A 14,975-nucleotide genomic window follows, 5' to 3' on the forward strand; every position below is an offset into this window, starting at 1 on the left:
TTCGGATATGCGATGCCGAACGGTATCATCCGCATCCGGAATGTCGAGATCAATTTTGCCGACATTCTGAAGCTTTTTTGTATACGATTGAGGGCAGCCGTTTCTCAGGCGATCTTGCGGGCGGAAACGCGGCCCATGGGATGCAGCGAATGCACCCGGAAGGGTGCACCCGGTTCATCCTCGATGAAGAGGGCAAGGCTGGAAAATTGCAGCTCGCGGGTCAACAACGGCTCGAAAACCTTGCGCACGGCGCGCTCGATCCTCTGGCTGCTGGCCGGTTCGACACCGCCCGTCAGCGACATCTGGAACCGGAACTCGTCCATCACATGCGGGCTGCCCCAGCGATGCAGATTGGTAAGCTGCGATGCCGAAAGCCGGTCCGGGTCCGCCCGCTCGATTTCCGCCTCGGACAGCGGCGCGCGGTAACGGTCGAATTCCTGCACCACGCGGGCGGCAAAAAAATGCAGCACTTCGCAGGGGCGCTCGGGAACGAGGCTGAAGACATTCCCATGCCTTGCCACCACGAGTTGTGGAAGCATGAAAGGGTCCTGCTTGCCGGAAAAATACATCAGGTCGCGCAAAAGCGCGGCCTCGGAGTGGCCCTCGGCAAGCCGGAAAGGCGCCTTGATCGTGCCGTGAAAACCGTAACGGCGCGGCAGCGCCGTGTGGTAGGAAATCTCCTGCATGCCGAGATCGATCATGCCCGGCGGTTCCACCGCCTGACCGGAATAGGCATCGCGCCCCAACCACGCGGCGGCCGCCTGCGTCAGGGGGTCATTGGGGGAAGGCGTGAAATGAATGGCGTATCGCATGCGCTGTCACCTCGCCGCAAAAGCGGACAAACCGGCCTTGTTGCAGGCCAGCAAATAAGTGATTTGCGTGACAGATTAACGACGTAAGCAGCCTGATCAGAACTTTCTAAAGTCCGCGAGGGCAATATTCACGTGTTGTTGAAGGCCGAACCCGGACGGCAGGGAGGGCGTCTCCCCACCAACGGTTTGCAGCGCCGCGCCGGCGAGAAAATGGGCAAGGCCGAAGCTGACCTTGAAGCCGCCGGACAGCGCGACGAGCTTCGGATGGCCGGCAATCGAGCCCACCATCGGGTCCCGTCCCACCGCCTTCGGCCGCAATCCGGCCCAGCGTTCGAGCACCGGCGCACGGCCGAGAGACGGCACCACCGCACAGGCGTCGGCAAGCAGCTTTTCCAGCTTTTCGTCGGTGCCGAAAGGCTCGGAAAAACAATCTTCGCTGGTACTGCCGATGGCGACGGTGCCATCCTCATGGGGCACGATGTAAAGGCCGTTCAGGAACACGACCGGCATGGCCGGGTCAACCGTCGCATCGAGAAGCGCCGCCTGCCCCTTCACCGCCTGCCCGAGCGCAATGCCGGCCGCAAGGCCGAGCGCATCGCGGATCAACGGAAAGGAACGGTGCCCGTTGGCGACAATGGCATGGCCGAAGACAATCTCTTCCCCCGAAGACAGCACCGCCCGCCCCTTTGCCGAATCAAGCGAGACGACGCGGCACTGTTCCGCCACTCGCACGTGGCGCGCTGTGCGGAGAAAAGCCGAGAGAAGGGCCACCATCGCACGCGGCGAAACCCTCGCCGCCAGCGTATCGAACACGAAACCCGCTTCTCCCGCAGCCTCGTCAACCCAGCCCGCAGCCGGAGGCCTGTCGCCGACATGCCAGTGGAACCGGCGCTCGCCAGATACCCAGTTCTCCGCGGCATCCCGTTCGTGCCGCTCCGCGATGCCGCGCAGATGCGGCTTGGGCAGCGGAATGATCCGGCCGCAACGGCGATAACCGGCGGAAAGCCCGGTCTCGGCCTCCAGCCCGGCAATTTCCTGTTCCAGCGCCACAAGCGCATCGAACTGGAACTGCTTCTTGTCCGACCAGCGATCCGGCATATGCGGCATCAAGGCGCCGAGCAGCCCGCCGCTTGCGCCACTGCCAAGCTGCTCCGCCTCCACCAGCAGGGTGTCCATGCCGAGCCGTTCCGCCTTGACGGCGGCCCATAGCCCCATGATGCCGCCGCCAACGATGAGGAGCGATATGGAGCGGGGCAATGTTGACGCCGCCAATCTTGGAGATTGACCCTGTTCGAAAGCGGGATTATCGGCTTTAGCCATGAGAAATTCCAACGACACTATTCCGGAGACTGGCGCAGAGACCGGTTCGGCAACCGCAGAATCCCGCACCGCACTCGACTGGCGTGACGGGGATATGCCCTATTCGCTGGCCTTTGACGATCATTTTTATTGCCAGACGGATGGCAGGCTGGAATGCGGACATGTGTTCCTGTCCGGAAACGGACTGCCGCAGCGCTGGCTTGACCGCGAAGGCACCTTCCGCATCGGTGAGCTGGGCTTCGGCACCGGCCTTAATCTCTGCGAGACATGGCGCCAGTGGAAAGAGATGCGCAACGGTCGCTCCATGCTGCATTTCATCTCCTTCGAACTTTACCCGATGAAAGCGGACGAGATCGACCGGGCGCTTTCCCGCTGGCCGGAGATTGATACTGAGCGCAAGGCGCTTGTCGCCCTCTGGCCGGAAGAGCCGCAAGGTAGGGTCGAGATCGCACTGGATGGCGAGACGCGCCTGACGGTGGTCTGCGGCGAGGCCTTTGCCGGAATCTCCAACAGCACCGAGAGTTTCGACGCGTGGTTTCTGGACGGCTTCGCACCGGCGCGCAATCCGGACATGTGGTCGCTGGAAATCATGCAGGCACTCTTTGCCAAAACGGCGCCGGAGGGCACATTCGCCACCTATGCCGCCGCCGGTTTCGTTCGCCGCAACCTCATCGCCGCCGGTTTTGACCTGGAGCGCCGCAAGGGCTTTGCCGGAAAGCGGGAGATGCTCTGCGGCACCAAACGGCCCGCCTGAGGCAATTCCGAAGACCCTCGCCGCGCCGGATGATCAGACGCCCGGCGCATCACGGCGGGGCATGGCATCCCCCAGCCATTGCGCGATCTTGTCCTCGAGGATTTCAGGACTGATCGGCTTCGACAGATAGTCATCCATGCCCGCCTGCAGGCAAAGTTCCCGGTCGGCCTCCTGGGTATGGGCGGTGACGCCGATGATCGGCACATGCCTGCCATCGGCAGCGGCCTGCTCGGCGGCGCGGATGGCAAGCGTCGCCTGATGGCCGTTCATGACAGGCATCGAGACATCCATCAGGATAATGGCGGGATTGTTCTCCTCCCACGCCTGAACCGCCTTCTTGCCGTTGCCGACGATCAGGAAACGCAAACCCGCCTGTTGCAAAATCTGGGTGAAGACAATCTGGTTGACATCATTGTCCTCGGCCACCAGAACGTCGATCAGGCTCGGACGGCGGCGTTCGGAAACAGCCGGGGCCGCTGGCAGAATGCGCTGTTTCTTTTCAGCCAGACGCTTTTCCGGGCGCACGGGTATGCCGCCTGCCCCCGGCGCCAAAGGCTGCGAGCGGGCGCGTTTCAGCCGTACATCGCGCACCACATCGAACAGGGTGGAGCGCAAGAGCCGCGCCCGCGCCGGCTTCATCAGATGCGCCTGCACGTTGAGATCGGTAAACAGCGTCTCGTCACCCACCACATCCATGGAGGTCAGGAACACGATGGCGATGTCATCGAACCGCTCATCCGCCCTGATGCGCTCGACCACATCCAGCCCGTTCATGACGGGCATATGATAATCGAGAATGATGGCATCGATGGAAAAGCCGAGCGACGCGGCCTCCTGCAGCACGGCGATGCCGGACGGACCGTCCTCCACCGCATGGCCGTCGATACCCCATGTGCGCAGTTGCTCGGTCAATATGCGGCGATTGACATCGTTGTCGTCGATGACGAGCACGCGGATATCCTCGATCGCCACGGACAGAAGCGGAACATCGCGCCGTCTCTCCGTCACCTGAAACGGAATATTGACCCCGAAGGTCGATCCCTTGCCGACCTCGCTCACGACATTGATCGAACCGTCGAAGAGGCCGACAAGGCCGACGGTGATCGCCAGCCCCAGTCCCGTCCCCTCGTGCCGGCGGGTCGCTGAACCGTCCACCTGGCTGAACTTGTCGAAGATGGTTTCGAGCTTGTCGGCCGGAATGCCGATGCCGCTGTCTTCGACGCGCAGTGAGAGCATGGTCTCCGACGCTTCCGCCGACTGCGCCGAAAGTTCGACCAGCACATGCCCCGTTTCGGTGAACTTCACGGCATTGCCGACGAGGTTGGTGACGATCTGGCGGAACCGCCCGGCATCGCCCATGACCTTGCCGAAAACCGAGGGGTCGATCCGCACGACCAGTTCTATGTCTTTTTCCAGCGCCGCCGAGGAGAGAAGCGAAACCACATCCTCCACCGCTTCGGCCGGATCGAAAGGCACGCTGCGCAGCTTCATCTGCCCGGCCTCGATCTTGGAAAAATCGAGAATGTCGTTGATGATCGTCAGAAGCGCATTGCCTGACTTGACGATGATATCGGTAAAGGTCTTCTGGCGCGTATCCAGATTGGACTTTGCCAGAAGCTCCGCCATGCCGAGCACGCCGTTCATCGGCGTGCGGATTTCATGGCTCATATTGGCCAGGAATTCCGATTTGGCGCGATCCGCCGCTTCCGCCCGCGAAAGCAGCCGCTGCAATTCCTCCTCGCGCATCTTCATCTCGGTCACGTCGGTGACGATGACGAGCCAGTAATTGCCGGAACTGTTGGTCGCTTCCAGATTGAGCCAGGTTTTGCCGGCGACATGGATGAGCCAGGAGAATGGCCGGTTGGCGGCAATATTGTCTTTCCAGGCGGCAAGCGTTGCCGCCGCCTCCTCGGAGGTGCCGAAATCTCCGCGCCTGGCGCAATGGGCGAAGAAACCCGACCAGTTGCGGCCTTTTTCCAGCAGATGCGGCGGCACGTCGAACATCCGCGCCATCGCCTCGTTGGACATGATGATCGTGCCCTGCGCGACGAGCGCAAGCCCCTGCGCCATGGCGCGCGTGGCGCCCTGCATATATTCGCCGACCCGCTCCAGCTCGGCCTTGGCCTTCATGATCTCGGCGTCGCGCATGCGCACATCGGTCACGTCGGCATAGGTGCTGAGGATTTTCCCGCCATCGAGGCGGGTTTTCGAGATGACGGTAACCTTGCCGCTTTTACTGCGCACTTCGCGCGGCGCAGAGGCCTCCTTGCTGAGAAGCCGCGCCGTTCGCTGACTATAAAGATCGTCGAAAGACATGTCGCCATAGTCGTAAAGGCCGCTTTCGAAATTCAATTCCATGAATTCGCGATAGCTTTTGCCGACCAGCGATTTCTCGCCGCCGATTTCACCCCACACCTCGTAAAAGAAAGGATTGACATATTCGATGACGAGATCGGCGTTGATGAGCAGCACGCCCACCGGCAGGGCATGAAGAATCATCTCCAGCTGGCGGTGCAGCGCCTCGGCCTGGGCCTGCGCCGCGATCAGCGCATTTTCACGGTCCTGCAGCAGGCTGACATCGGTCACCGAGCCGACCAGATAATATTCGTCGTCAGGTGTCGCCACCCGGCCGAGGCGGGTAATGACGGGAAGGGAACCGCCATCCGGCAATGGCAGGGTTTCCGCCTTCTCGATTGCCTCGCCGGTTTCAAGCAGCCGCTCGTTTTCAAGACGGGACTGCTCGCCGGTCGCCGGAAACATCTCGCTTTCGGTCTTGCCGATAAAATGCGCGAGATCGCCCCCGACGAATTTCTCATAAGCCGTATTGGCAAAGGTCAGCCGCCTGTCGTGATCGCGCAGGAAGACCGCCACCGGCAATTGTTCCAGCGCCGCACGCAGCAGCCAGGTCTCGCGGATCTGCGTGCTGAGCAGCGTCTCATGCGCCTTGAACTCGGTCACATCGATGCGCAGACCGACCAGCATGCCGTTTTCCAACCGCTTGTTGACGATGCGCACCCACCGGCCATCGGCAAACTGCTCCACCCTTTCCAGATAGGGCAGGGAAAAATCCCGTAGCTGCTGCTGCATCCAGCCTTCGAAGGCCGGATCGTCTTCCTGCGCGCCACTGTAGCCGCTCGAAAAATAGACCGCTTCCATCAGCGCTTCGAGCCGCATGCCGCGCTTCAGTTCGACACCGAAGGCACTGTAGAATTCCATGAAGCGGGTATTGCAGTAGATCAGCCGGTTTTCATGGTCATAGATGACGATACCGGCGTCGATGAGATCGATCACGCCGCTGCCGAACAGGAGGTTGGAGGCGCTGTCTCCGCCGGAAAATCCCTCCACGGCAATCGCCGGCATCTCCTCGAAGGCTTCGAACAGGAAAAGATTGCCGTCATCGCCGGTGAAGCGCTCGCAGCGAAGCCTGTATGGACCGGAGGAGGCCGCGCCGTGGCATGCGATCACCTCATCCGTGGCAAAGACCAGCGAGCGGCGCTCCCTGTCTTCCCGCTCGGTATCGCGAATGTCGGCGGAGAGCGAAAAACTCGTTTGCCCCGCAAAGGCCGCAACCGGGCGTCCCATGACCCGGCCATAGGCTGCATTGACCACGAGGTAGCGCAGCTCGCTGTCCTTGATGCACGCGGGCAGGTCCAGGGCGGCAACGGCCCTGCAGGCTTTTTCCAGCAACCCGCTGCTTTCGGTCAATCGATACTCCACACCGTGCAGTTCCCTGTCTGTCGAATCAAATATTTCCAGACGGCTTCGCAAAAACGTTATGTGAGAAAATCACCATTTGCTATGTATTCAACGGCGCCGTTACCCTTTTTTAACCATAATTATTCGCTCTCCGCCTCCGCACGGCGTCAGGTGCCGGCCGTCCCTGCGCATGGCTGCCATGCGCCGCCGGACAGCCGTGTTACAAAACTATCGCTTGACTTTGACACGCAAAACGCCCACATCCCCGTCAAGCTTTCACCTTCGGCAGCCGCGTGAGCTGCAGCGTATGTCCAGAACGACTTGTTTCAAGAGAAATCTGGCCCGCATGAAGGAAAAGCGCAACGAATACAGAAGACGGCATTTGCCGCACTGATGCGCAGAAAGTTATTCCAACCCACAAGTTCCCAATTCACGCGGGGTTCTTGACGCCAAAACCGCCGGACAGCAGCACTGCTCCGGACGATGGGTTTTTGGCGCCCCGAAAGGCAATATATTGACCAGTTTTAGCGAACTCGGCCTCTCCGAAAAGATCGTGGCCAGCGTTACCCAGCTTGGCTATACGACCCCTACCCCCATTCAGGCAAAGGCCATTCCTCTGCTGCTCGAAGGCCGTGACCTGATCGGCCTCGCACAGACCGGCACCGGCAAGACCGCCGCTTTCGGCCTGCCCATCATCGAAATGCTGATGAAGCAGGCGGACCGTCCGGCAAACCGCACCTGCCGCACCCTCATCCTTGCACCGACCCGCGAGCTGGTGAACCAGATCGGCGAAAACCTGCGCTCCTTCGTGAAGAAGACGCCGCTGCGTATCAACCAGGTGGTTGGCGGCGCATCGATCAACAAGCAGCAGCTGCAGCTGGAAAAGGGCACGGATATCCTCGTGGCAACCCCCGGCCGCCTGCTGGACCTCATCGCCCGCAACGCCATCTCGCTCTCCAAGGTCACCTATCTGGTGCTTGACGAAGCGGACCAGATGCTCGATCTCGGCTTCATCCACGATCTGCGCAAGATTTCGAAGATGGTGCCGGCCAAGCGCCAGACGCTGCTCTTCTCCGCCACCATGCCGAAGGCGATTGCCGATCTGGCCCACAGCTACCTGACCGATCCTCTCAAGGTGGAAGTGACCCCACCCGGCAAGGCAGCCGACAAGGTGGAACAATATGTCCATTTCGTCGCCGGCAAGAACGACAAGACCGATCTCCTGAAGAAGTCGCTGAACGAGAACCCGGATGGCCGCGCCATCGTTTTCCTGCGCACCAAGCACGGCGCGGAAAAGCTCTACAAGCATCTCGAACATATCGGCTTCAAGGTCGCCTCCATCCACGGCAACAAGAGCCAGGGCCAGCGCGAGCGGGCGCTGAAGGGCTTCAAGGATGGTGACATCAAGGTGCTGGTCGCAACCGACGTCGCCGCCCGCGGTATCGACATCCCGGCCGTCACGCACGTCTTCAACTACGACCTGCCGGAAGTGCCCGATGCCTATGTTCACCGCATCGGCCGCACCGCCCGCGCCGGTCGCGACGGCATCGCCATCGCGTTTTGCGCACCGGACGAAACCCGCCTGCTGCACGATATCGAAAAGCTGATGAAGATCGAAATCCCGGTCGCATCAGGCGAACGTCCGGCCGGTCTGGCCAGCCCCTCGCGCGGCAACAACAATCGTGGCCGCAACAATAATGGCGGCCAGCAGCGTGGCCCGCGCGAAGGCGGACGTCACAACGGCGAATCCCGCCCGTCGCGCCACCATGCGCCGCGCGAAGCGGATAACGACCTTGAAGTCACCTCCGACTTCAAGCGCGTGAAGCAGGCTGAAGGCGACGCAGGCCGCCCGGCCGGCCCGCGCAAGCACCGCCGCCCGGCCCGCAAGCCCGGCGGCAGCGGCGCCAACCGCCACGCACCTGCCGGCGGCAACGGCCAGGAAAAGCGCGCTTCCGGCAACGGCCATCGCGGCCGCAACCGTTAATTTGCTTCGCGTGGATTGAGGACGCTCGGCGTCGCGGCCTGTTTCTTCTCCCCGCCGGGGAGAAGGTGGCCCGAAGGGTCGGAGGAGGGGGCAAGCTCTCCGAAATCCGGCAGGAGCGCCCCCCTCATCCCGCTGCCGCGGACTTCTCCCCCTCGGGGAGAAGAAACAAGGGGCACCCGCTCGGTCCATTATGCGGTTGTTCTCTTCCGAGACGCCTTCAGATCACCCCCCGCAAGCCACCAGCCTGCGGGGTTTTTCTTTGCCCTCACCCGTCCTGCGTGGCCGGACGACGCCGTGACGGCAGCGTCATGGCCAGCACGCCGGCGATCACAAAGACGAGACCCACCCACATGGCGGGTGTCGGCACCTCCCCCAGAAACGCCATGCCGATGGCGACACCGACCGGAACCCTGAGATAGGCCTGCGAGGTGGTGCCGACCGAGCCGAGCGTCTGCATCAGCCGGAAATAGATCATGAAGGCGAGCGCGGTCGAAAAGACGCTGAGACACACCAGCGCCGTGAGCGACGCCGCCGAGGGCGACAACGTCCAGGGCCGGTCAACGATCAGGCTGACCGGCAGAAGCAGCACAGCGCCGCAGATCAGCGAACCGGCGGCCGGCATGATCGGATCAAGCCCCTTGAAATTCCTCCCGAATATGGCCGCGCAGGCATAGGAAAACGCCGCCGTGAGCACGGCGAGCTGGCTCCATATCGCCTCACCCGCACCGCTCAGCGCCTCCATGCCGATGATGAGGCACACCCCCGTCATGCCGGCAATGGTACCGAACAGCTTGCGCCCGCTCACCGCTTCATGCCGGATGACGAGCGCCGTCAGAAGAAAGGTGAAGATCGGCGTCGTTGCATTGAGGATGACGGCAAGGCCGGCATCGATGCTCTGTTCCGCCCAGGCGATCAGCGTGAAGGGCAGGACGCTGTTGATGCAGGCCTGAATGAAGAACAGCCGCCATGTCGCAGGATCCTTCGGCAGCCGCAGCCCGCGCAGACGGATTACCGCCACGAGCAGCAGGCCGGCAATCAGCGTCCGCGACGCGATGAAGGTGATCGGCGGTATCGTCTCCACCCCGATCTTGATGAAGGTGTAGGATGCCGCCCACAGCGTGGACAACAGGGCGAGAAGCAGCAATTCGCGGGCAATGGTGTTCTGAGGGGTCACGGATCGATTTTCCAACTGCGTTCAGGATGAACCGTTCCTAACCCGAAAACAACCATCCGTGCTTCGGCGGCGGCCGAAGTTTCCACCCAATTTAAAAAAGAAGCCCCGCATGGCTTGACCATGCGGGGCTTCAGGAAAGAAATCGAGACGATCCGCAGGCCGGATCAGGCCCGGCGCTCATCCACCGAGAAAGCTCCCGGACCGGCAAAGACGAAATAGAGGAACACGAAGCAGAACAGGATGGCCGCATCGCCGCCATTCAGGGCCGGGAAGAAATTCTGCGGCGCATGCGCCATGAAATAGGCGACGGCCATCTGACCGGACAGGATGAAGGCGACCGGCCGCGTGAACAGGCCGATCAGCACCAGAATGCCGCCGACAAATTCCAGAAGCGCCGCCACCAGCATCAGGGTTGGCAGGGAACCCTGCATCTGCGATGCCGGAAAGCCGAACAGCTTCTGCGTTCCATGTTCGATGAAAAGCAGCGCTGTGACGATACGCAGGACCGCAAGAGCATGAGGCCGGTAGCGGGAGAGATTGTCGAAAGTTGCCATGTTGATGTGTCCCCGTTGAAGTGATGAAGCGCCGGCAGGGCGCGTTGGCACGTTTATGGATACACGCCCCCAAGAGCGGAAATCACGTTTCCGATATTGCAGGACTACCTAAAATAAGCAAAAGTCGATTTTCTACAAATAGTTGATTTCACCGTATGAAATTTGGATCGATCCGGAGAAATCAACTCAAGGCTTCAGATATTTTTTCATGCAGCAAAGGCGGAGAACTCCGCCCTCACCTCACGCCTGCAGCACGACGACCCTCGAACCGACCGGCACGCGGCTATAAAGATCGATGATGTCGTGGTTCAGCATGCGGATGCAGCCGCTCGACATGGCGTGGCCGATGGATTGCGGCTGGTTGGTGCCATGCAGGCGGAACATGGTGTCATTGCCGCTGCGATAGAGGTAGAGCGCACGCGCGCCAAGCGGGTTGTTCGGGCCGCCTGCCATGCCGCCGGCAAATTTCAGGTTGCGCGGATCACGGCGCATCATGTTCGCGGTGGGCGTCCAGGAGGGCCACTCTGCCTTGCGGCCAATATAGGCGTCACCCTTGAGTGCCAGGCCCTGACGGCCAACGCCCACACCGTAGCGCATGGCGCGCCCGCCGCCCATAACATAATAGAGCCGCCGCGCCGGCGTATCCACGACAACCGTTCCGGCCGGATGGCTGGTGTCATAGGCAACTTCCTGGCGGCGCAGTTCCGGCTTGACCTTGTCGAGATGCATGGCGGGAAGCGGGAATTTCTCCTCCGGCTTTGCCGCATAATTCAACCTTTGCTGGCCGATGCCGGTATTGGCGCAGCCAGCCAGAAACAGCGGCAATCCGAACAGAACACCACGACGTGAAATAGACATATAACCCCCGCCAAATCTTTGGATTAACGAGAGGTATAATTTTATGGTTAACAAACCCCTAATATGAGGTTGCAGTAATTAACCTGCCGCAACCGACGCGGCAGGTTTGCGGTTGGCAAGGTAAACCCCCGTCACCGCCAGAACGGTGCCGGCAATCATGGCCGGCGTCAGCGTTTCTCCGAAAAGCAGCGCGGCCTCGACGGCGGCAAGCGGCGGCACGAGATAAATCAGCGAAGCCGCGCGCGACACCTGCCCGCGCCGGATGAGATAAAGAAGCAGAGCCACGGCGCCGATGGAGATCGCGCCGACCGACCAGCCGAGGGTCGCCGCGAGCCCGAGGCTCCAGTCCACATGCCCGTCCTCCAGAAAAAAAGCGAAGGGGATGGTGACCAGCAGCGCACCGACATATTGCAGCGTCGCCACCGCCATGATGTTTCCGCCATGGACATATTTCTTCTGGTAGAGCGTGCCATAGGTCACCGACACCATGCCCAGCACATTCACCGCCACGGCATAAAGCGGCACGGACATGCCGAACGCGCCCGACGCCATGACCTTCGGCAGAACGGCAATCGCGATACCCGCAAAACCAAGCAGCAGACCCGCGCGCTGCAGCGGCGAAATCCTTTCGCCGATCATGAAACGGGCGGCCACAGCCGTCATCAGCGGCTGCAGACCGGCGATGATGCCGCCGATCGCGGCCGGCACGCCCTGCCCTATCGCCCACCAGATCATGCCGAGATAAATGCCGTGCAGGAACACGCCGGACAGGATCGCCCGCACGACATCGGCACGCTGCTTCGGCCAGGAAATGGCGGACAGCCGGCAGATCGCCCACAATATCAGGCCGGCCAGCAGATAGCGCAGACAGAGAAACGTCAGCGGCCCGGTATAATAGACGGCATATTTGGCGGTGACCCAGCCGGTCGACCAGAGAAACACGAAAATGGCCGGAGCCAGGCGGTCGAGCGACATGGGAACATCCCCTGTGCCGCATGATACCGCCTGTCGGACATTGCCCGGAACGCAGGACATGCAGCGAATTGATATTGCGGCCTACGCACAAAGGCGAATGATCGAACCCGGTGCCGTGCGGACCACACAGTCAGGACAGTCAGGCCCGGATCGTTTGCCAAGGCGGTATCGCCATTGCCGCCAAAGGTCAAAGGCGTTTTCGTGATCGCATCTTTCAGATTTTCTGATGCGACTTCCATGATCCATCAACCGAAAGCGAACGAGTAAATTTTGTGCATTCGCCCAGCGCACGGACAGCGCGCCCATGCCCTTTCACGCCGCCCCGCCGCGCAACCATTTCGACGATGCCGCATTTATAGGCTGAAACCGAAAAAACGCTTCTTTTTTAAAACTCTAGGGCGACAAAAAATCTTCATGAGGAGGTCCGCATAGTTCTTGCATTGCCTTTGGCCTTGTATTCATATGGTAAAAAAGGGGACATAGAAGTTGGCATTTGACGAAATGATAAATGCGGACAACACTCCGCGAAGCCCATATGAAAACTATAACGAGTGGTACAGCCGACAGGACAGGTCGCACCTGATCCAGAAATCAAAAGACGCGGAAAACATCTTTCGGAAAACCGGTATTACTTTCGCAGTCTATGGCCACGCCGACAGTTCGGAAAAACTGATCCCCTTCGATATCATCCCGCGCATCATCTCCGGACGTGAGTGGCGCAAACTGGCTCAGGGCATCGAACAGCGCGTCCTCGCCCTCAATGCTTTCCTCGACGATATCTACCACAAGCAGGAAATCATCCGCGCCGGCCGCATTCCCCGCGAAATCATCGAGAGGAACGAAGCCTTCCTGCCGGAAATGATCGGCTTCACTCCGCCCGGCGGCGTTTACACCCACATTGTCGGCACCGACATCGTCCGCACCGGCGAAGACCAGTTCTACGTTCTGGAAGACAATGCCCGCACGCCTTCCGGTGTCAGCTACATGCTGGAAAACCGCGAAACGATGATGCAGATGTTCCCGGAACTCTTCCATGAGAACCGGGTACGGCGGGTGGAGGACTATCCTTACCTCCTGCGCCAGTCCCTCGCTTCGCTTGCCCCTCCCGGCTGTTCCGGCAAGCCGCGCGTCGCGGTGCTGACGCCCGGCATCTATAATTCCGCCTACTACGAACATTCCTTCCTCGCCGACATGATGGGCGTGGAACTGGTGGAAGGTTCCGACCTGCGCGTCATGGACGGCAAGGTCAAGATGCGCACCACCCGCGGTTATGAGGCGATCGACGTGCTTTACCGCCGCGTCGACGACGACTTCCTCGACCCGCTGACCTTCCGGCCGGATTCGGCGCTTGGCGTGCCCGGCATCATGGATGTCTACCGCGCCGGCAACATCACCATCGCCAATGCCCCCGGCACCGGCATTTCCGACGACAAGGCGATCTATTCCTACATGCCCGAGATCGTCGAATTCTACACCGGCCGCAAGCCGCTTCTCGAAAACGTGCCGACCTGGCGCTGTTCGGAGCCGGACAGCCTGAAATACGTGCTCGACAACCTCGCCGATCTCGTCGTCAAGGAAGTCCACGGTTCGGGCGGTTACGGCATGCTGGTCGGCCCCACGGCGACGAAACGCGAACGGGCGCTGTTTGCGGAAAAGCTCAAAGCCCGTCCCGCCAATTACATCGCGCAGCCGACGCTGTCGCTGTCCACCGTGCCGATCATGGTGAAGAACGGCATCGCGCCGCGCCATGTCGATCTGCGCCCCTATGTGCTCGTCTCGGACAAGGTGCAGATCATTCCCGGCGGCCTGACCCGTGTTGCGCTGAAAAAGGGCTCGCTGGTGGTCAATTCCAGCCAGGGCGGCGGCACCAAGGACACCTGGGTACTGGAGGATTAAGCCATGCTGGGCAGAACGGCAAACGGGCTCTACTGGATGTTCCGGTACATCGAGCGCGCTGAAAACATCGCCCGGCTGATCGATGCGGGCCTGCGCGTTTCATTGACACGCAGCGGCAGCGGCGATGAGGACTGGGATGGCGTGCTGCAAAGTGCGGGCGTGCGCGAAGCCTTCCTTGAAATGCACAAGAAGGTGACGGCGGCGGATGCGATCGATTATCTGCTTCGGGAAAAATCGAACCCCTCCAGCGTCATGTCCTGCATCGAGGCGGGCCGCAACAATGCCCGCATGGTGCGCACGGCGCTGACGCGCGAGACATGGGAAGCCACCAATGAATTCTGGATCGAGCTGAAGAACATTCTCGGCCGCAAGCTCAACCATGCCGAACTGCCGCAGACCATCGATGTCATCAAACATCGCGCCGGCCTGGTGCGCGGCGCCTTCCACGGCTCGATGCTGCGCAACGATCTTTATAACTTCTCCCGCATCGGCACCTTCATCGAGCGCGCCGACAACACGGCGCGCATTCTCGACGTCAAATATTACGTGCTGCTGCCGGCGGTGGCGCATGTGGGGTCGTCGCTTGACAATGCGCAGTGGGAATCCATCCTGCGCTCGGTCTCGGCGCACCGCTCCTATGGCTGGGTCTACGATGCGGAATACAAGCCGGCCAATATTGCCGACTTCCTCATTCTCAACGGCCGCATGCCGCGCTCGCTGGCCTATTGCTACGAGAAGATCGCCAGCAACCTCAACTACATCGCCGAGGATTACGGCGAGAGGCACAAGGCGCATGACACGGCCGAGAGCATTCGCGACAGCCTGCGCGCGACCACTATCGGCCGGGTAATGGACGAGGGCCTGCACGAATTCCTGGAAAGATTCGTCAACCGCAACGGGCAACTGGGACAGGAAATCACGGAAGGCTACCGCTTTTATCAATAAGCGCGTG

General features: G+C 60.9%; 11 protein-coding genes. 4 read left to right on the top strand and 7 right to left on the bottom strand.

What is annotated here, in order from left to right:
• Positions 1–104: 104 nt before the first annotated feature.
• Together N434_RS03855 and N434_RS03860 are read right to left on the bottom strand one after the other, a co-directional pair.
• Positions 105–812, bottom strand: coding sequence for a DUF1045 domain-containing protein (locus tag N434_RS03855; protein WP_110756185.1), 708 nt, complete (start codon positions 810–812; stop codon positions 105–107).
• Positions 813–908: 96 nt separating this feature from the next.
• Entirely contained in the window at positions 909–2,132 is a 1,224-nt protein-coding gene (locus N434_RS03860; RefSeq protein ID WP_110756187.1) for an NAD(P)/FAD-dependent oxidoreductase, read from the bottom strand.
• Here N434_RS03860 and mnmC2 point away from each other — a divergent pair.
• Entirely contained in the window at positions 2,131–2,886 is a 756-nt protein-coding gene (gene mnmC2, locus N434_RS03865) for a tRNA (5-methylaminomethyl-2-thiouridine)(34)-methyltransferase MnmC2 (protein WP_110756189.1), read from the top strand. The genes N434_RS03860 and mnmC2 overlap by 2 nt on opposite strands.
• A 33-nt stretch (positions 2,887–2,919) precedes the next feature.
• Here mnmC2 and N434_RS03870 read toward each other — a convergent pair whose 3' ends face one another.
• Complete coding sequence (locus N434_RS03870; RefSeq protein WP_110756191.1) at positions 2,920–6,591, bottom strand: response regulator; 3,672 nt, start codon at positions 6,589–6,591, stop codon at positions 2,920–2,922.
• A gap of 505 nt (positions 6,592–7,096) precedes the next feature.
• Between N434_RS03870 and N434_RS03875 the strand changes: the two genes are divergently transcribed.
• Positions 7,097–8,566 carry a DEAD/DEAH box helicase gene (locus N434_RS03875; RefSeq protein WP_110756192.1) on the top strand — a complete coding sequence of 490 codons (1,470 nt, stop codon included), beginning with the start codon at positions 7,097–7,099 and terminating at the stop codon, positions 8,564–8,566.
• A 265-nt stretch (positions 8,567–8,831) separates the two neighbouring features.
• On the opposite strand, the gene N434_RS03880 is transcribed toward N434_RS03875, so the two are convergent.
• The 4 genes from N434_RS03880 to N434_RS03895 form a co-directional block, all read right to left on the bottom strand.
• Positions 8,832–9,740 (bottom strand): DMT family transporter, encoded by a 909-nt coding sequence (locus N434_RS03880; protein ID WP_110756460.1) that lies wholly within the window; start codon positions 9,738–9,740, stop codon positions 8,832–8,834.
• Positions 9,741–9,904: 164 nt separating this feature from the next.
• Positions 9,905–10,294: a DoxX family protein gene (locus tag N434_RS03885; protein WP_181423865.1), complete on the bottom strand. Its 390-nt coding sequence runs from the start codon at positions 10,292–10,294 to the stop codon at positions 9,905–9,907.
• Between the two features lie 240 nt (positions 10,295–10,534).
• Positions 10,535–11,152 carry a L,D-transpeptidase gene (locus N434_RS03890; protein ID WP_065113966.1) on the bottom strand — a complete coding sequence of 206 codons (618 nt, stop codon included), beginning with the start codon at positions 11,150–11,152 and terminating at the stop codon, positions 10,535–10,537.
• Positions 11,153–11,230: 78 nt separating this feature from the next.
• Entirely contained in the window at positions 11,231–12,127 is an 897-nt protein-coding gene (locus tag N434_RS03895) for a DMT family transporter (protein WP_110756194.1), read from the bottom strand.
• 486 nt (positions 12,128–12,613) lie between these two features.
• Here N434_RS03895 and N434_RS03900 point away from each other — a divergent pair, with 486 nt between their 5' ends.
• Together N434_RS03900 and N434_RS03905 are read left to right on the top strand one after the other, a co-directional pair.
• Positions 12,614–14,023, top strand: a complete 1,410-nt coding sequence (locus N434_RS03900) for a circularly permuted type 2 ATP-grasp protein (protein WP_065113968.1) — start codon at positions 12,614–12,616, stop codon at positions 14,021–14,023.
• Positions 14,024–14,026: 3 nt separating this feature from the next.
• A complete protein-coding gene (locus N434_RS03905; protein ID WP_065113969.1) occupies positions 14,027–14,968 on the top strand; it encodes an alpha-E domain-containing protein in 942 nt (313 codons plus the stop codon).
• Positions 14,969–14,975: the final 7 nt, after the last annotated feature.

The sequence above is a fragment of the Rhizobium sp. UGM030330-04 genome, assembly GCF_003208455.1.
Lineage (GTDB): Bacteria > Pseudomonadota > Alphaproteobacteria > Rhizobiales > Rhizobiaceae > Agrobacterium > Agrobacterium rhizogenes_A.

What these genes read in the sequence shown, in the direction of transcription:
- N434_RS03855 (WP_110756185.1), bottom strand. Translation starts at nt 812, where the DNA reads ATGCGATACGCCATTCATTTCACGCCTTCCCCCAATGACCCCCTGACG.
- N434_RS03895 (WP_110756194.1), bottom strand. Translation starts at nt 12,127, where the DNA reads ATGTCGCTCGACCGCCTGGCTCCGGCCATTTTCGTGTTTCTCTGGTCG.
- mnmC2 (WP_110756189.1), top strand. Translation starts at nt 2,131, where the DNA reads ATGAGAAATTCCAACGACACTATTCCGGAGACTGGCGCAGAGACCGGT.
- N434_RS03905 (WP_065113969.1), top strand. Translation starts at nt 14,027, where the DNA reads ATGCTGGGCAGAACGGCAAACGGGCTCTACTGGATGTTCCGGTACATC.
- N434_RS03890 (WP_065113966.1), bottom strand. Translation starts at nt 11,152, where the DNA reads ATGTCTATTTCACGTCGTGGTGTTCTGTTCGGATTGCCGCTGTTTCTG.
- N434_RS03860 (WP_110756187.1), bottom strand. Translation starts at nt 2,132, where the DNA reads ATGGCTAAAGCCGATAATCCCGCTTTCGAACAGGGTCAATCTCCAAGA.
- N434_RS03885 (WP_181423865.1), bottom strand. Translation starts at nt 10,294, where the DNA reads ATGGCAACTTTCGACAATCTCTCCCGCTACCGGCCTCATGCTCTTGCG.